12 protein-coding genes and 1 riboswitch are annotated in these 16,311 nt (G+C 74.2%); of the genes, 7 read left to right on the top strand and 5 right to left on the bottom strand.

The window, feature by feature from the left end:
- The first annotated feature begins 452 nt into the window (after positions 1 to 452).
- Positions 453 to 545, top strand: a riboswitch (TPP riboswitch).
- The 7 genes from V1260_RS08195 (at position 536) to V1260_RS08165 (ending at position 7,936) form a co-directional block, all read left to right on the top strand.
- Positions 536 to 2,185 carry a bifunctional hydroxymethylpyrimidine kinase/phosphomethylpyrimidine kinase gene (locus tag V1260_RS08195; RefSeq protein ID WP_329746326.1) on the top strand — a complete coding sequence of 550 codons (1,650 nt, stop codon included), beginning with the start codon at positions 536 to 538 and terminating at the stop codon, positions 2,183 to 2,185. (Overlaps the previous riboswitch by 10 nt.)
- Complete coding sequence (locus tag V1260_RS08190; RefSeq protein ID WP_329746325.1) at positions 2,182 to 3,513, top strand: MFS transporter; 1,332 nt, start codon at positions 2,182 to 2,184, stop codon at positions 3,511 to 3,513. Before V1260_RS08195 ends, V1260_RS08190 begins: the two co-directional genes overlap by 4 nt.
- A complete protein-coding gene (gene thiM, locus V1260_RS08185; protein WP_329746324.1) occupies positions 3,510 to 4,295 on the top strand; it encodes a hydroxyethylthiazole kinase in 786 nt (261 codons plus the stop codon). Before V1260_RS08190 ends, thiM begins: the two co-directional genes overlap by 4 nt.
- Position 4,296: 1 nt before the next feature.
- Positions 4,297 to 4,944 carry a thiamine phosphate synthase gene (locus V1260_RS08180; RefSeq protein WP_329746323.1) on the top strand — a complete coding sequence of 216 codons (648 nt, stop codon included), beginning with the start codon at positions 4,297 to 4,299 and terminating at the stop codon, positions 4,942 to 4,944.
- Between the two features lie 9 nt (positions 4,945 to 4,953).
- Positions 4,954 to 6,387, top strand: coding sequence for a dihydrolipoyl dehydrogenase family protein (locus V1260_RS08175; protein ID WP_329746322.1), 1,434 nt, complete (start codon positions 4,954 to 4,956; stop codon positions 6,385 to 6,387).
- A 108-nt stretch (positions 6,388 to 6,495) separates the two neighbouring features.
- Positions 6,496 to 7,191, top strand: coding sequence for a hypothetical protein (locus tag V1260_RS08170; RefSeq protein ID WP_329746321.1), 696 nt, complete (start codon positions 6,496 to 6,498; stop codon positions 7,189 to 7,191).
- 10 nt (positions 7,192 to 7,201) lie between these two features.
- On the top strand, positions 7,202 to 7,936 hold the full coding sequence (locus V1260_RS08165) for a class I SAM-dependent methyltransferase (RefSeq protein WP_329746320.1): 735 nt from the start codon (positions 7,202 to 7,204) through the stop codon (positions 7,934 to 7,936).
- A 14-nt stretch (positions 7,937 to 7,950) separates the two neighbouring features.
- Here the strand turns inward: V1260_RS08165 and V1260_RS08160 are convergent, their stop codons facing one another.
- From V1260_RS08160 to V1260_RS08140, 5 genes are all read right to left on the bottom strand, one after another.
- Positions 7,951 to 8,616, bottom strand: a complete 666-nt coding sequence (locus tag V1260_RS08160) for an SRPBCC domain-containing protein (RefSeq protein WP_329746319.1) — start codon at positions 8,614 to 8,616, stop codon at positions 7,951 to 7,953.
- A gap of 68 nt (positions 8,617 to 8,684) precedes the next feature.
- Positions 8,685 to 9,080, bottom strand: coding sequence for an ArsR/SmtB family transcription factor (locus V1260_RS08155; RefSeq protein ID WP_329746318.1), 396 nt, complete (start codon positions 9,078 to 9,080; stop codon positions 8,685 to 8,687).
- A gap of 346 nt (positions 9,081 to 9,426) precedes the next feature.
- On the bottom strand, positions 9,427 to 10,815 hold the full coding sequence (locus tag V1260_RS08150; RefSeq protein ID WP_329746317.1) for an APC family permease: 1,389 nt from the start codon (positions 10,813 to 10,815) through the stop codon (positions 9,427 to 9,429).
- 169 nt (positions 10,816 to 10,984) lie between these two features.
- Entirely contained in the window at positions 10,985 to 13,765 is a 2,781-nt protein-coding gene (locus V1260_RS08145) for an ExeM/NucH family extracellular endonuclease (RefSeq protein ID WP_329746316.1), read from the bottom strand.
- A 92-nt stretch (positions 13,766 to 13,857) separates the two neighbouring features.
- Entirely contained in the window at positions 13,858 to 16,248 is a 2,391-nt protein-coding gene (locus V1260_RS08140; protein WP_329746315.1) for a 5'-nucleotidase C-terminal domain-containing protein, read from the bottom strand.
- Positions 16,249 to 16,311 lie beyond the last annotated feature (63 nt).

Here is a 16,311-nt window from a genome sequence, read left to right as displayed (position 1 = left end):
AGGAGCAGCGCCGAGAACTCCCCCTCGAACACCTCCACCCTAATCTCACCCAGCCCTCCCGGAAACCCCTATGAGCATATTTGTGGATAACTTCCGCGCCACGGCAGTTGATCGACGAAACGTACCACCGGAGCGGAATTGTTCCTCCACAGAAAAGGGTTATCCACAGGGTTTATCCACACCTTCGAGCGGAGGTGGAATCGTGTGTCGGACCCCGGGTGTAGAGGGGGTCAGAAGCGAGAGGCGGGCGGGCAGGCAGGGCGAGAGGCGGGCGGGCGGGCGGCCGGCGGGCGGGCAGGCAGGGCGAGAGGCGGGCAGGCAGGCAGGCAGGCAGGGCGAGAGGCGGGCGGGCGGCCGGCGGGCAGGCAGGCAAGCAGGGCGAGAGGCGGGCGATCGGTGCGTGCTCCTGCCGGACGCCGCCGCCCGGCGCCGCACCGCTCCCCTACACTCGGGCGCTGGACACGGGGTGCGCCAGGCGCGCTGAGATCACACCCGTGGAACCTGATCTAGTTCGTACTAGCGAAGGGATGTCCGCATGAGCTCGGATTCTCGCACCCTCTTTCCGCACGTCCGCACGCCGCAGCACACCCGCACGGCCACGCCCGCCATCACGGCCGCACCCTCCCTCCCCCGAGTCCTCTCGATCGCCGGGACGGACCCGACAGGAGGCGCCGGCACCGCGGCGGACCTCAAGTCGATCACCGCCGCGGGCGGCTACGGCATGACCGCGATCACCGCCGTCGTCGCGCAGAACACGCACGGCGTGCGGGACATCCACCTCCCGCCCGCCGCGGTCCTCACCGCGCAGCTCGAGGCGGTCTCCGACGACGTCGAGCTCGAGGCCGTCAAGACCGGCATGCTCGGCACCGCCGAGATCATCGACGCGGTCGAGGCCTGGCTCCGCGCGCATCCGCCGCGGGTGCTCGTCATCGACCCGGTCATGGTCGCGACCAGCGGCGATCGTCTCCTCGCCCCCGAGGCCGAGCAGGCGATGCGGCGCCTGTGCCGGCTCGCGACCGTCATCACCCCGAACCTCGACGAGCTCGCGGTGCTCACCGGCGAGGCCCCCGCGCGCACCGAGACAGCGGCCCTCACGCAGGCCGAGCGCTTCGCCGCCGAGACCGGTGTCGCCGTCGTCGTAAAAACCGGCCACCTCGACACCCGCGCCATCACCACGACCTGGATCGCGGCCGACGGCAGCCGACACGCGGTGCGGACCAGCCGCGTCGACACCACCAGCACGCACGGCACCGGCTGCTCCCTCGCCGCCGCGCTCGCCACGAGGCTGGGCGCCGGCGACGATCCCCGCACCGCGCTGACCAGGGCGAGCCGCTGGCTGCACGAGGCGATCCAGCACGGCGCGGCGCTGCGGGTGGGCGGCGGGAACGGGCCCGTGGACCACGGCCACCAGGCCCGCCGGCTCGCCGCGGCGGGATCGTCGGTGCCCTGGCTCACCGCCGACGCGGTGCCGGCCCGGCTCGAGGCACCAGCGGATCTCCACTCCGCCGACGGGCCGACCGACGCACCCACCCCCGCCCCCGCCGTCGCCCCCGTCGGCCCCTGGACCGCCGCACTGTGGGAGGCGGGCGCGCCGCTCGCCGCGGCGATCGACGCGTCGGGCTTCGTCGCGGCGCTCGTGGACGGCAGCCTGCCGGAGGAGCAGTTCAGCGTCTATCTCGCGCAGGACGCCCACTACCTGCAGCGCTACTCGCGGGCACTCGCGGCGCTGGCCGCCTCCGCCCCGGACGACGAGGCGCGCGCCTTCTGGGCCGCCTCCTCACGGACCTGCCTCGAGACGGAGCTCGAGCTGCATCGCAGCTGGCTCGCACCCCGGCCGGAGGCGGCGAGCCTGCCCGTCGGCCCCGTCACCAGCGCGTACACCGACTTCCTGCTCGCCCGCGCGCTCGGCTCCCCGCATGCGGTCGGCGCGGCGGCGGCCCTGCCCTGCTTCTGGCTGTACGCGCAGGTGGGGGCCGGTCTGCCGGAGGTCCCGGCCGATCATCCCTATCGCGACTGGCTCGACACCTACCGCGATCCGGACTTCGTCGCGGGGGTGCGCGGAGCCCTCGGCATCGTCGAGCGGGAGCTCGCCGCGGCGAGCCCCGAGGTGCGAGCGGAGGCGGCGCGGGACTTCCTCCTCGCCTGCCGTCACGAGCTCGAGTTCTTCGAGCAGGCCCGCCGATGAGCGCGGCCACGATCCCCGCCGCCACCACGCTCCCCGCGGAGGGCCGGGCCGCCCTGCGTGCGGGCGTGGTCGGCAACTGGATCGACAACATCCACGTGTTCCTGCCGGTCACGGCGCTGGCCCCGGCGATGCTGGTGCTCGCGGGGCCGTCGGCGACCGCATCGACGGGGGCGCTGATCATCGTCGCGATGCTGCTGGGCCGGCCCGTCGGCGGGGTGGTGTTCGGGCGGATCGCGGACCGGCTGGGCCGCACCCGCACCACGAAGGTCGCGATCGCGGGGACCGCCGCCTGCGCGCTCGCGATCGCCGCCGTCCCGACGCACGAGCTGCTCGGTCCCGGCACCGTCACCCTGGTGCTGATCCTGCGCTTCCTCGGCGGGATCTTCGTCGCCGGCGAGTACTCGGCGGCGATCCCGCTGGCCATGGAGTGGTCCGCGCCGCGCCGGCGGGGGCTGATGAGCGGGCTGATCCTGTCGATGGCGCCGTGGGCGCAGGCGTCGATCGCCTTCGCGGTCGCGGTGCTGCTCGCCGCGCTCGGCCCGGATGCCTACGCGGTCTGGGGGTGGCGGGCGCTGTTCGTCGCCGGCGCCGCGCTGTCGATCGGGATGATGCTCTACTACCGGCGGCACGTGGTGGACGCGCCGATCCTGCACCGTACGACCACGGCCCCCGCGCCCACCGCCCCTGCCCCGTCGGCCCCGCGCCTCGGACGCTGGGCGCCCGCCTTCTGGCAGGCGTTCGTGCTGATGACGGGGCTGTGGCTGCTCACCGACTCGACGGTGCTGCTGCTCACGGCGCGGCTCGCGACCGACTCGAGCCTCTCCCCGGAGGCGGTGCCGCTCGCGATGGGCGTCGCCGCGATCGCGCAGGCGCTCGCGATGGCGGCCGCGGGGCACGTGTCGAGCCTCGTCGGCCGACGCCGGCTGCTGGTGGTCTGGGGAGCGGTGGCCGCCGTGCTCGGTCCGGTGCTGTGGTGGGCGGCGGTGCACGCCCCGACGCTCGCCGCGGCGGCCCTGTTCGCCGCGCTGCTGCAGGTCGCGACGGTCTCCGCCTACGGGCCGATCGCCGCGTACCTCTCCGAGCGGTTCCCCGCGGCGGTCCGGTCGACGGGCTACGGCTCCGCCTACAGCCTCTCCCTCGTGCTGCCGGCGCTGTACCCCTTCTACGTGCCGGCGCTCGAGCCGCTGCTCGGCCGGGACGGGACGGTGATCGGCATGGTCGTGCTCGGCGGGGCGCTCGTGGTGCTCGGCGCGCTGCTCGGGCCGCGGCTGTCCCCGCGCGACCTCGACGCCGATCTCGACACGGTCGCGGAACGGGGCCGGCGATGACCGCGGCTCCTCCTCCCGACCCGCTGCTGGACTCGGTCCGGCCCGTCCTCGCGGCGGTCCGCGAGCGGGCGCCGCTCGTGCACTGCCTGACGGCGACCGTGTCGATGAGCCTGGTCGCGGACGGCCTGCTCGCCGCGGGCGCCCGGCCGATGATGACCGAGACGCTCGCCGAGGCACCCATCATCACCACGCTCGCGGACGCGCTGCTCATCAACCTCGGCACCCTCTCGACCGACGCGATGGAGGGCATCCCCGCGACGGTCCGGGTCGCGCGCGCGGATGCCCGGCCCTGGGTGCTGGATCCGACGGCGATCGGGATCGCGCCCGTGCGCACCCCGCTCGCGCGGCGGCTCCTCGCCGAGCGGCCGACGGTGGTGCGCGGCAACGCCTCGGAGATCCTCGCCCTGGTCGGGGAGGGATCCGGGGGTCGCGGCGCCGACGCGACCCATGCCGCGGAGACCGCCGAGCGGGCCGCGGCACGGATCGCGGAGCGCACCGGCGGCGCGGTCGCCGTCTCCGGGCCGGTGGACCTGCTGGTCGGCGTCGGCCGACGGGAGCGGGTCGCGCGCGGCTCCGCCCTGCTCGCGCGGGTCACGGGCACCGGCTGCCTGCTCGGTGCCCTCACCGCGGCCTGCACCGCCGTCGCCGAGGACGCCCTCGTCGCCGCCCGCGCCGCGACCGTCTGGCTGGACCTCGCCGGGGAGGTCGCGGCGACCCGCGCCACCGGTCCCGGCTCCTTCCGGATGCACCTGCTCGACGCCCTCGACGAGATCGGACGCTGACATGACCCGCACTCCCCTCCCCCTCGATCTGCGCTGCTACCTGGTCACCTCCGGCGTAGGCCGCCGCACCGTTGACGTCGCCGCGCGGGCCGCCGCGGCGGGGGCCGGCGTGGTGCAGGTGCGGGCGAAGCAGGCAAGCACCGCGGCGCTGCTCGAGCTCGTCCTCGCCGTCGCGGAGGCCGTGGAGGTCGCGCGCCCGGCGACGCGGGTGCTGGTCGACGACCGGGCCGACGTCGCCGCGGCCGCCCGGGCCCGCGGCGCGCACGTCCACGGCGTGCACCTGGGCCAGGACGACCTGCCGGTCGCCGACGCCCGGGCGCTGCTCGGCGACGACGCGATCATCGGCCTGACCACGGGGACCCTCGAGCTGGTGCGGGCGGCGGAGCCCGACGCCCGCCGCCTCGACTATCTCGGCGCGGGCCCCTTCCGCCGCACCCCCACGAAGGACTCCGGCCGGGAGCCGCTGGGGGTCGCCGGCTATCCGGCGCTGGTCGCCGCGACGAGCCTGCCGATCGTCGCGATCGGGGACGTCACCCCCGCGGACGTCCCCGCGCTGCGGGCGACGGGGGTGGCCGGGGTAGCGCTCGTGCGCGCGGTGATGGACGCCGAGGACCCCGCGGCAGTGGTGCGGGAGGTGCTGCGGGCGTAGCGTCGAGCCATGACTCCTCAGACTGCCGGCACGACCGTCGACGTGCTCGTGATCGGCGGTGGACCCGTCGGCGAGAACGTCGCCCAGTACGCCGTCGAGGGCACCGACCTGACCTGCGCGATCCTCGAGCGCGAACTGCTCGGCGGCGAATGCTCCTACTACGCGTGCATGCCGTCGAAGGCGCTGCTGCGCCCGATCGACGTCGCCCGCGCCGCCGCGCAGCTGCCGGGGATCAGCACCCCGCGCCTCGAGCCGGAGTCGCTGCTGGCCCGGCGCGACGACTGGGTGTCCCACTACGACGACGCCGGCCAGGTCTCCTGGGCGGAGGGCGCCGGGCTGCGCGTGCTGCGCGGTCACGGCCGGCTCGTCGGCGAGCGCGAGGTCGAGGTCGAGGCGGCCGACGGGACGAGCACGCGGGTGCGGGCGCGGCGGGCGGTGGTCCTCGCGACCGGCTCGGTGCCCGTCGTACCGGAGCCGCTGCGCGACCTCGCGCCCTGGACCTCGCGCGATGCCACCGGGGTGCAGGAGGTGCCCGCGCAGCTGCTGATCGTGGGCGGCGGCGTGGTCGCCGTCGAGGCTGCGACGTGGATGGCCGCCCTCGGCGCGCAGGTGCGGATGCTGGTGCGCGGGGAGACGCTGCTCACCGGTCTCGAGCCCGCCGCGGGACGGCACGTCCTCGAGGCGCTGCGGTCCCTCGGGGTCGAGGTCGAGCTCGGGGCGGAGGTCGTCTCCGCCTCCCGCGAGGCGGTGGAGGACACCGGGCTCGGCCGGATCCACGGCGGCGGGGTCACCGTGCAGGTGCGGGACGCCGACGCGACACGCGAGATCACGGCCAACGAGATCCTCGTGGCGACCGGGCGGCGGCCGCGGCTGGACGACGTCGGCCTCGAGGCGGTCGGCCTCGCCCCCGAGAACGTGCTCGCCGGACTTCTGCCCGCGTGGCTGCACGCCGTCGGCGACGCGAGCGGGGAGGCGCCGCTGACGCACTGGGGCAAGTACCGCGCCCGCGTGATCGGGCAGGAGATCCGCGCGGCGGCGACCGGCGAGGCGGTCGAGCCACGGCCGACGGCGGTGCCCGTGCCGCAGGTGGTGTTCACGGATCCGCAGGTCGCGGCCGTCGGGCTCACCGAGCGCGAGGCCCGGGGGCAGGGGGTCGACGTGGTCACGGCTGAGGTGCCCTATGGCGCGGCGGCCGGCACCGCGCTGCTGCGCGACGACGTGACGGGCACGGCGAAGATCGTCGTCGACACCCGCACGGGCGTGCTGTGCGGAGCGACCTTCGTCGGCCCCGAGGCGGCCGAGCTGGTGCACGCGGCGACCGTCGCGATCGTCGGCCGCGTGCCGGTGCACGTGCTCCGCCACGCCGTGCCCAGCTATCCCGCCGCCTCGGAGCTGTGGCTGCGCCTGCTCGAGGAGCTGCCACGAGAGCTGCGGGCGGGCTGAGCCCCGGGCGTCCGATGACAGATGGCACTGGCGTCGGCCGCGGGGATCGGCTGTGATGGAGGGGACCGACCCGATCCGTCGTCCGCTCCGAGGCATGCCAGGAGGATCATGTTCCGCCGACTGCAGCGCACCCGCCAGCTCCGCCGCGCCAAGCCCGGTGACGGCCGCGAGCTCAGCCGATTGCGCTGGTGGCAGATCCTCACCCGCACCCAGTTCGCGCTGCCCTCCTCGACCGCCGCCGGACGACCCGAGCTGTACGTCGTGGACGTGCACCATCTCGCGAGCGACCTCGAGGGCGGAAAGCTCGCCGAGGGCACCCGGCATCCGAAGATCGCGCTGTACCGCGACGGCCGCCGGACCCACATCGCCGATTCCCCCGTCGCCTTCGAGGTGCCGGGCGGGGTGATCGAGGCGGCCGTCGGCGACTACGGCCTCACCCGGATGCACCTCGTGCCGGAGGACGGCGGGGAGGCGACGACGCTCGTGCCGCACCCGCGCTCCCTCGAGGGCCGACGCGCCCGCTTCGGGCGGCGGCATCCCGCCGCGAGCCGGCTGATCGGACTGCTCGCGATCGTGATCCTGCTGATCGGGGTGGTGCTGATGCTGCCGCAGGCGGCGGAGCTGATCACGAGCATCCCGCCCGTCGCGGACCGGATCGGCACCTTCACGTCCCCGATCAGCCTGCCGGGGTGGCTGAACATCTCCCTGCTCATCGCGGGCGTGCTCGCGGCGACGGAACGGGCGCTCACGCTGCGCAATCACTGGCTGATCGACGCCGAGACCACCTGGACCTCCTTCGTCTGAGAAAGGCGCCATGACCCTGAGCTCCCCCGACCCGATCTTCGCCGACCCGCGCCTGGCCGCGTGCTACGACACGTTCGACGGCGAACGCGACGACCTGCCCCCGTACCGCGCGATCCTCGCCGAGCACTCGGCCCGCACCGTGATCGACGTCGGCTGCGGCACCGGCTCCCTCGCCACGCTGCTCGCCGCCGACGGCCTCACGGTGACCGGTGTCGACCCGGCCCTCGCCTCCCTCGACGTCGCCCGTCGGAAGCCCCATGCCGAGGCCGTGACCTGGCGGCACGGCACCGCCGAGGACCTGCCGCCCCTCGGTGCGGATGCCGCGGTGATGACCGGGAACGTGGCGCAGGTGTTCGTCACCGACGAGTCCTGGGCGGCGACGCTGCGCGGTATCCGCGGGGCGCTGCGGCCGGGCGGGGTGCTGGTCTTCGAGACCCGTCGGCCCGGGCGCCGTGCCTGGGAGGAGTGGCAGGCCGACACCGCGGAGACGCTCCACGAGGTGCCGGGCATCGGCCCGGTGCGCCAGCGGCAGACGGGGGTCGAGGTCGCGCTGCCGCTCGTGACCTTCTCCGACGAGTTCCGCTTCGCGGACGGCATGGTGCTCACCTCGACCTCCACGCTGCGGTGGCGGGACGAGGCCGAGCTGCGGGACACGCTCGCGGCGACCGGCTTCGACGTCGAGGAGATCCGCGAGGCGCCGGACCGCCCGGGCCGCGAGTACGTGGTGATCGCCCGGGCGGTCTGAGAGGAGCGCGGGACTCAGGCCTCGGGAGTCGTCCCGGTGTAGAAGCCGTAGGTCGCGTCGGCATTGCGCTCGGCGAGCGGGGCCTCGGCACCGGAGGCGATGTGGGCGACGGCCCAGCCGTCGGCCGCGCCGCGGTAGAAGGAGCGGCCCTCGTCGGTGCCGGCCCAGGCCTCGGCCTCGGCGGGGCTGAGCGAGCCCTCGACCCCGCCGAGGTGCAGGGACAGGCCCAGCAACCCGCCGTCCCAGCCCACGCCCGTCGCGCCCGGGCCGAAGGTCTCCCACATCTCGGCGGGGACGTCGGCGGTGCGGCTGGAGTGCTCGAGCTCGAAGGCGGTGCGCTCGGCGTCGACCTCCTGCAGGCGCACGGTCACCCACGAGACGCCACCCATCGCCTCCCAGGTCGCGGAGAACTCGGCGGCCCCTTCGGCGGGCGGCTCGCAGACGGTGATCTCCCCGCCCGCGTTGCCCTCGAACTGGTATCGGCCGCCGAGGCGGAGGTCGCCGCTGACCGGGAGGAACCAGCGCTGGATGCGCTCGGCGCTGGTGACCGCCTCCCAGACGTCGGCGAGCGCGGCGGGATAGGTCTGCTCGAGCGACTGGATGTGCATCTCCTCGCCGTCGCGCTCCTCGACGCGGTAGCTGCGGGTGACGGAGCGGAGCTGAGCGGGGACGTCGACCATGGGGATCTCCTACGGGGTGGCGGCGGAGCCGCGAGGTGGATGGATCGGTTGGATGGGGCGGGTACGGGTCAGGCGCTGCGGGGCTCGGGGGCGGCGCGTGGATCGGGCGGGGCTGCGGACACCTGCTCCGCGTCGAGGCGTCGCCGGCGCTTCCCACGGGCGAGCTCGGTGCCGAGCGCGTCCAGCCTCGGGAGCCAGAAGCGCTCGAAGGGGGTGAGCCAGTCGCTCGCCTCGCGGGGGCCGCGGGGGCCGACCGAGTACATCCGACGGCGGCCCTCCGCCCGGACCTCGACGAAGCCGTGGTCGCGCAAGACCTTCAGGTGCTGGGAGACGGCCGGCTGGCTGATGCCGAACTCCCCCTGCACCACCTGGCCGATCTCGCCCGCGCTGCGCTCCCCGGACTCGGCGAGGAGCTCGAGGATCCGTCGCCGCACCGAATCGCCGAGGACGTCGAGCGCGTGCATGCGGCCATGCTCCCGCGCCGGGTTATATAAGTCAATGCTTATATACAGGGTGCGGGGAGAGCGTCGGCACGAAGGGCCTGATTCTCAGCCACATTCGGGCCAGAAATGGTTGAGAATCTGGCCAAACACAGCGCGCACGCGGCAGTCTCCGCCGAACTCTGCTCGCCCCGACCCTCTCCCGGCCCATCTGTTGGAAAACCGCGTCAGGCGTGACCTCAGTGCCTGTGGAGCGTTGAGGTCACGCCAGGCGCGGAGTTTCAGCAGCGGGGACGTGAGCAGGTGGGGTGGGGTGGGGTGGGGCGGAAGGGCTGGGTTGGGCTGGGTGGGCAGCGGGGGCGGGCCGGCGTCAGCGACGGGCGAGGAGGAGCCCGCGGTAGGCGAACCCCACCGCGACGAGGACGAGGCCCGCGACGATCGTGCTGCCGGGCAGGGCCGCGACCAGCAGGAGACAGCCGACCAGCCCGATCATCTGCAGCGCCCTCGGGAACAGCCGCCACTCCCCCTCCTGCGTGAGCGCGGCGAGGTTCGCGACGGCGTAGTAGAGCAGCACGCCGAACGAGGAGGCCGCGATCGCGACCAGCACGCTGTCGGCCAGGAGCACGAGCAGGAGGATGACCGCGGCCCCGGCGACCTCGGCCCGCTGCGGGACCGACCAGCGCGCGCTGACGTGGGCGAGCGCGGGCGGCAGGTCCCGCTCCCGGGCCATCGCCAGCACGGTGCGGGACACGCCCGCGACCAGGGCGAGCAGTGCACCGGAGGCCGCGGCGACGGCCCCGATCGTCACGATCACGAGCCACGCCCCGCCCGCGCCGACCGCCGTCAGCGCCGCCCGGAACGGGGCCGGGCCCCAGCCCGCGCCGTGGGGGTCCAGCCCCACCAGGACCAGCACGATCGACAGGACCAGGTAGAGCGCGCACACCGCGGCGAGAGCGATGAGGATCGCCCGCGGGATGGTGCGACGCGGCTCGACGACCTCCTCGCCGAGGGTCGCGACGCGCGCGTACCCGGCGAAGGCGAAGAACATCAGCGCCGCCGCCTGGGCGAGGGCGAGCAGCACGCCGACGGTCCCGCCCTCCCCCGCCCCGGCGACGGCCGCGAGGCCGCCGTCCCACAGCCCCGCGGCCTGACCGGCGAGGGGGCCGGGGACGGCGGAGAGCTCGGGGAAGCCTCCCGTCGGGTCGCCGCCCGCCCCCGGGTCCGCGCCGCCGGTCGCCCCTGCCCCGCGGCCGAGCACGCCGACGATCAGCCGGACCCCGGTGAGCACCAGGGCCGCGATCGCGACGGTGACCAGCACCCGGGCGAGCGCGGCCGTGCGGGTGATGCCGACGAGGTTCACGGCCGTCAGCAGCACCACCACGGCCGCCGCGACCGGTCGCTGGAACGGCTCCGGCACCAGATACGCGGCAATGACCAGGGCCATCGCGGCGCAGGAGGCGATCTTGCCGATCACGAAGCACCAGCCCGCGAGGAAACCCCACCAGGGCCCGAGCTGCTGGCGGCCGTAGTGGTAGGTGCCGCCCGAGCTGGGGTGCTGGGCGGCGAGCTGTGCGGTCGAGGTGGCATTGCACAGGGCGACGGCGGCGGCGATCAGCACCGCGAGCGGGGCCAGGGCTCCGGCGAGGTCCTGGGCGGCGCCGACGGAGACGAAGGCTCCCGCCCCGATCATCGAGGCGAGTCCGATCACCACGGCGTCCCCGAGACGGAGTCGGCGGGAGAGGGCGGGCGCGGCGGGCATGGGGCTCCTGGGGTGTGTGGGGGGTTAGGGGTCTAGAGGGGCGGCGGTGGAACCGTGTCCATGAACGGGACGTGAGCGGCCCGAGACCTGCGATATGCAGGGCACAGGCCGCTCACGTCCCGTCGGTGGACAGGAACCCGGTGGGGTTCAGGCGGGGATCAGCCGGGGATCAGGCGGCCGAGCGGTCCCGGCCCTTCCCGTGGCCCTGACCCTTGCCCTTGTCGTGGCCCGTCCCGTGGCCGTGGCCCTTGCCCGGGTGCTCGGAGTCAGGGTCGCAACGGTGGACGCCGTGGCCCTTGCCGTTCTCCTGGCCGCGGCCCTTGCCGGTGCCGACGCCGTTCTGGCGGCATTCGCCCTGGCCCGGCTCCTCCGGCTCGCCCGGCTCCTCGACCTCGGGGAACTCGCCGCCCACGCCCACGATGATCGGGTCGTGGTCCGAGGACCCGAACGGCCCGGACTCGTAGAGGTCGGTGGCGTTGTTCTGGTAGCGCGCGTACTGGGTCATCACGGACTCGGCGCCGTTGATCTGCCAGTCGGTCGCGCCGGTGACGCGCTCGGCGGCGGAGGGGTTCGCGAGCACGTGGTCGAGGGAGCCGACCATCCCGGAGTAGCTGTAGGACCAGCCCTCGGGGTCGAAGGTCTCGCCGAGGTTCACGAAGCCCTCCGCGTAGAAGAGCTGCAGCGGCTCCTCCTGGGTGTAGGAGTTGAAGTCGCCGCCGTGGAAGACGTCTTCGACGCCGGCCGCGGCCGCGATCTCGTCACCCCAGGCCAGGAGCGCGCCCGCCTGCTGGAGGCGGGAGGTGCGGGAGTTGCCCTGAACCGGGTCCGCCTCGAGCCCGGCGTCCTCGGCGTCGGCCGACCCCTTGGACTTGAAGTGGTTGATGGTGAACAGGAACGGCTCGCCCTGCACCGTCTCGCCGGTGCCGTCGGCCGCCTCGAGGGGTGCGAACACCTGGCCGATCGGCTCGCGCGCGTTCTCGAAGGCGGGGTCGCCGGCGAGGATCTGCACGGAGCCGACGGGGGTGACCTCGGCGGGCTTGTAGATGATCGCGTTCGTGATGGCGTCCTGGCCGCCGTCGAGGCCGAGCGCGGCGTACGCCTCGCCGGTGGGGATGTAGGCCCAGGTGCCCTCGCCGTCGTGCGCGTTGAGGGCGGCGACGAGGGTCGCGGTCGCCTCGTCGACCTCCTCGCCGATCCGGGCGGAGTTCTCGATCTCGGTCAGGCCGACGACGTCGGCGCCGGTGCCGGAGATCGCCGCGACGATCTTGGACTGCTGCCGCTCGAGGTCGTCGGCATCCCACGCGCCGCGCAGGTCGCAGCCGCCGCGCACGTTGGTGCCGTCGCCGTGCATGTTCGTGTACGGCTCGCAGCCGGGGGTGTCCGCGCCGAGGGTCGTGAAGTAGTTCAGCACGTTGAAGGTGGCGAGCTGGAGGTCGCCGCCCACCTCCTCGGGGGCGTCCTGGCGGGTGTCCTCGAAGTCGATCCCGTCGGTCGCGGCGGACTCCCACGGGGTGGTGGTGTTCAGCCGCCACTGGTCGAAGGAGTAGGCGACGACGACCGGCTCGGTGAAGTCGACGGCGGCGCCGACGCGCACGGGCTCCTCGGTGGTCAGCCAGCTCATCGGCTGGGTGGGGTTGGAGGAGAAGTTCGTGGACTTCCCGTCGTCGAGGAGGACCAGGTTCTCGGCCTGCGCCTCGTAGTAGGCGGTGGCCTCCGCACCGGGGCGCAGGATGTCGCCGGCCTGCTGCAGCGGCTCGTCGCCGATGGCGAGGCCCACCTCGCCGTAGCTGCCGGTGCTGTACACGTCGGTGACGGTGAAGTCGCCCGCGCCGGGCAGGTAGAGCATGTGCTCGATGCTCTCGCGCTGCTCCTCGGCGGTCGGGAAGCCGCCCTCGAGGGTGAGCGGCTCGATGGTGCCGAGGCTCTCGGGGAGGATCTCGAGGCCGGTGGAGCCGACGGTGATCTGCGTGGACCCGTAGTACTCGTTCACGGTGCCCGTCACGCGCACCGAGTCGCCGATCGCGACCTGGGAGACGGTGGCGGCGGAGTACACGAACACCGCGGTCGAGCCGGTGTGGGTCGAGAAGTCCAGCGCACCGCCGGTGCCGGCGGTCTGGATGACGTAGCCGTTCAGGCCGCCGGTCGCGTAGACGGCGGTGACGACGCCCTCGGTCACGACATCCTGCCCGACGAGCGGGCTCGCCGCGCCGGTGCCCTGGATCTCGGCGATGCTCGCCGCGGTCGCGTCGCCCGGCTCCTCGGGCTCGCCCGGCTCCTCCGGGTCGGTGCTGCCGTCGGTCGAGCTGGTGGGCGTCGGGGCGCCGACGACGAAGTCGGTAGAGTTCTCGCCGGTCGCGGCGACGCGGGAGACCGAGGTCGGGTTCGTGGTGCCCGGGGCGGGGGCGGTGCCGGAGAAAGTGCGCGTCGAGGAGCCCCAGCCGACGAGGTCCACGACGGCCGGGTTCTCGGCGCAGACGGCGCCGGAGCAGGCGAGGGTGCCGCTCGCGTCGGTGAGGGCGAACGCCCCGCCGGTGCCGGACGCGGCGATGGTGCCGGTCGCGTCGGGGGTGGGGAGCGCCTCGGTGCCCCCGCTGCCCTGCGCGAGCTGGATCAGGAAGTTCCCGCCCGCGGGGACGACGCCGGAGAGGGTCACGGAGCTGCTCGCGCCGAAGCTGCCGCCGGCCGACGAGTACTGGAGGGTCCAGCCGGTGATGTCGACGTCGGCGTCGGACGTGTTGACCAGCTCGACGAAGTCGTGCGTGTAGGTCGCGCCGGAGTTGCCGCCCCCGCCGTAGACCTCGTTGATCTGGACGGCGCCGGGGGTGACCACGGCGGCCTGCGCGGCGGGGGTGAGGGACGGGGCGAACGAGAGGCCGAGCGCGATCGCGGCCGCGGCGGCGCCGACGCGCAGCAGGCGCGGGCCCGCCGAGAGGGTGACGGTGGGGGGCATGGGGAGAGCTCCTGGGGGCTGGGAGGGGGAGGCGGAGAGCACGACGGAGCGGCCGCGCCGCGAGGGCGCGACCCCTCCGTCGTCAGGTCGGGTCAGCGGCGGGAGAGCCGGTGACGCAGGCCGAGGGCGCCGAGTCCCGCGAGGGACAGGCCGCCTGCCACCGCGAGGAGCGGGGCGACGGTCGCGCCGGTGCGGGGCAGGTCGGAGCGGCCGTTCGAGGAGGACGAGCCGCCCGTCGAGGACGAGCCGCCGGTCGAGGACGAGCCGCCGGAGGACGAGCCGCCGTCGGTCGAGGAGCCGCCGTCGCTCGGGGCGGGGGTCTCGTCGTCGCCGTCGCTCGGGGCCGGGGTCTCGGTGTCGTCGTCACCGCCGCCGGGGGCCGGGGTCTCGGTGTCGTCGCCGCAGATGTCGGTCGGGGCGCCGCCGGAGGTCCAGGTGAAGGCCGGGATCTCGTAGACGATCTCGGTGCCGGTCTCCGGGGTGGCGGTGATGGTCAGCGGGACGACGGTGCCCTCGGGGACGCACAGCCAGTCGGTCAGGGTGACATCGGCCGCGAGGCCGTCGACCCCGTCGATCGCACCGTAGGGCGCCTCGAAGCTGCCGTACTCGCCCGCGTCGACCGTCACCGAGGTGATCTCGGGGGCGCCGAGGCTCTGGGACTCGAGGCCCGCGAGGCGCAGCACCGGGTCGCGGTCGACGCCGGCCTCGGAGTCGTACTCGCCGCCGTCGACGATCTGCAGGTCGATTTGGCGCTGCGAGTAGTCGGGCGCGAGATCCGGGTTCGCCGCGAGGTAGGAGATGAACGCGTCACGATCGAGCACGCCGGAGTCGCGGACGTCCTGCGCCTCGGAGAGCGCCCACATGTTGTCGCCGCCCTCGAAGAGGAAGCTCGCGGTGACGATGGTGTAGGTCGCGTCGGGGTCGATCGGCTCGCCGTTGATCCGGATGTCGAGGATCCGGTCGTCGGTGCCGCGGGTGCTGTCGAAGACGTACTCGACGTTCTCGGAGACCGAGAAGGCGAGGAAGGACTCGTCGCCCTCGTCGACGCCGCCGCCGTCGGCCGTGCGCTGCCACTGCTCCTCGAGCATCTGCTTGAACTGGGCGCCGGTGACCTCACCGGAGTTCAGGGTGTTGCCGAAGGGCACCATGCTGTTGGCCTCGGCGTAGGTGACCACGCCCTCGCCCTCGCCGCGCTCCGACTCGGCGTCCCACAGCTCCGCGCGGATGCCGCCCGGGTTCATGAAGCCGATGACCTCGTTCTCGCCGGCGAGGCCCGCGTCCTCGAGGTACCACTTCATGGAGTCGGCGAGCATGTTGCCGGCCGCGGAGTGGCGGTAGCGGTTGTCGCCCTTGGTGGTGGCCTGGTTGCCGACCTCCTCGAGCGGGACGCGAACGCCGTCGACGTAGCCGGCCTTGGAGTCGTCCCAGGAGGTGGTCACGTCCCCGGCGACGGTGCCGACGGGCTCGGCGCCCACCTCGGCGGCGTCCGCGATCGCGCCGTCGGCGATCGCGGTGACCTCCTCGGTCACGGAGGTGGAGGTGGCGCACTCGGCCTCGGTGGAGCGCAGCTCGGGATCGGCCACGGCGTCCCAGTCGCCCTCGGCGTCGCGCTCGAGGGTGACGGCGCCGAGGTTCGCGGCGCTCGAGCCGGTCTGGATGATCGCGCGGGTCTCGCCGTCCTCGCCGGGCACGGCGGCCTGGTAGGCGTAGGTGCGGTGCGAGTCGCCGTTGAAGATCGCGTCGACCTCGGCGTCGGTCTCGGTGACGATCTTGTCGAAGATCGGGTCGGTGTTCGCCGGGGCCTCGCCGGGCTCGGCGTCGGTGCTCGCGCCCTCGTGGTAGACGGCGACGGCGAGGTCGTACTCCACGCCGTCGGCCTGCAGCTCGCCGATCACGTCGTTGACGGCGTCGACCGGGTCGCCGAAGGTCAGGCCCTCGATCGCGACGGGGCTGACCTTGCCGACGGTCTTGGTGGTGACGGCGCCGATCACGACGACCTTCACGCCGTCACGCTCGATGATCGTGTACGCCTCGTGCACGCGCTCCCCCGAGGCGTCGTAGACGTTCGCCGCGAGGTCCGGGAACGCGGTGCGCGGCTCGATGCGCTCGAACAGGTCGTCCTGGCCCTGGTCGTACTCGTGGTTGCCGATCGCGGAGGCGTCGACGCCGAGGGCGTTCAGCACGTCGATCGTCGGCTCGTCGTTCTGCACGGCGGACTCGAAGGAGGAGCCGCCGACGTTGTCGCCCGCGGAGAGCAGGAAGGAGGTCGCGCTCTCGGCGCGCACACTCTCCACCTGACAGGCGAGGGCCGAGGCGCCGCCGAGGGCGCCGTGGAAGTCGTTAAAGCCCATCAGCGTCACCTGCTGGCCGGGCTCGGCGGCGACGGCGCCGAGCGGCACCAGGGCGCCGGAGAGGGCGAGGGCGGCGGCACCGAGGCCGACGGCCGCGCGGCGCGGGACGCGCCGGACGGAGTGTTCGAACATGGAGGTCTCCTGGGAGCGAGATGGGAGCACACGGAGTGCGCTTCGTCATTCCATCGCATGTCG

Source organism: Brachybacterium sp. J144 (assembly GCF_036321705.1).
Taxonomy (GTDB): domain Bacteria; phylum Actinomycetota; class Actinomycetes; order Actinomycetales; family Dermabacteraceae; genus Brachybacterium.
Note: the sequence above shows the minus strand (reverse complement) of the source record. Positions and strands in the feature narration are given on the sequence as shown.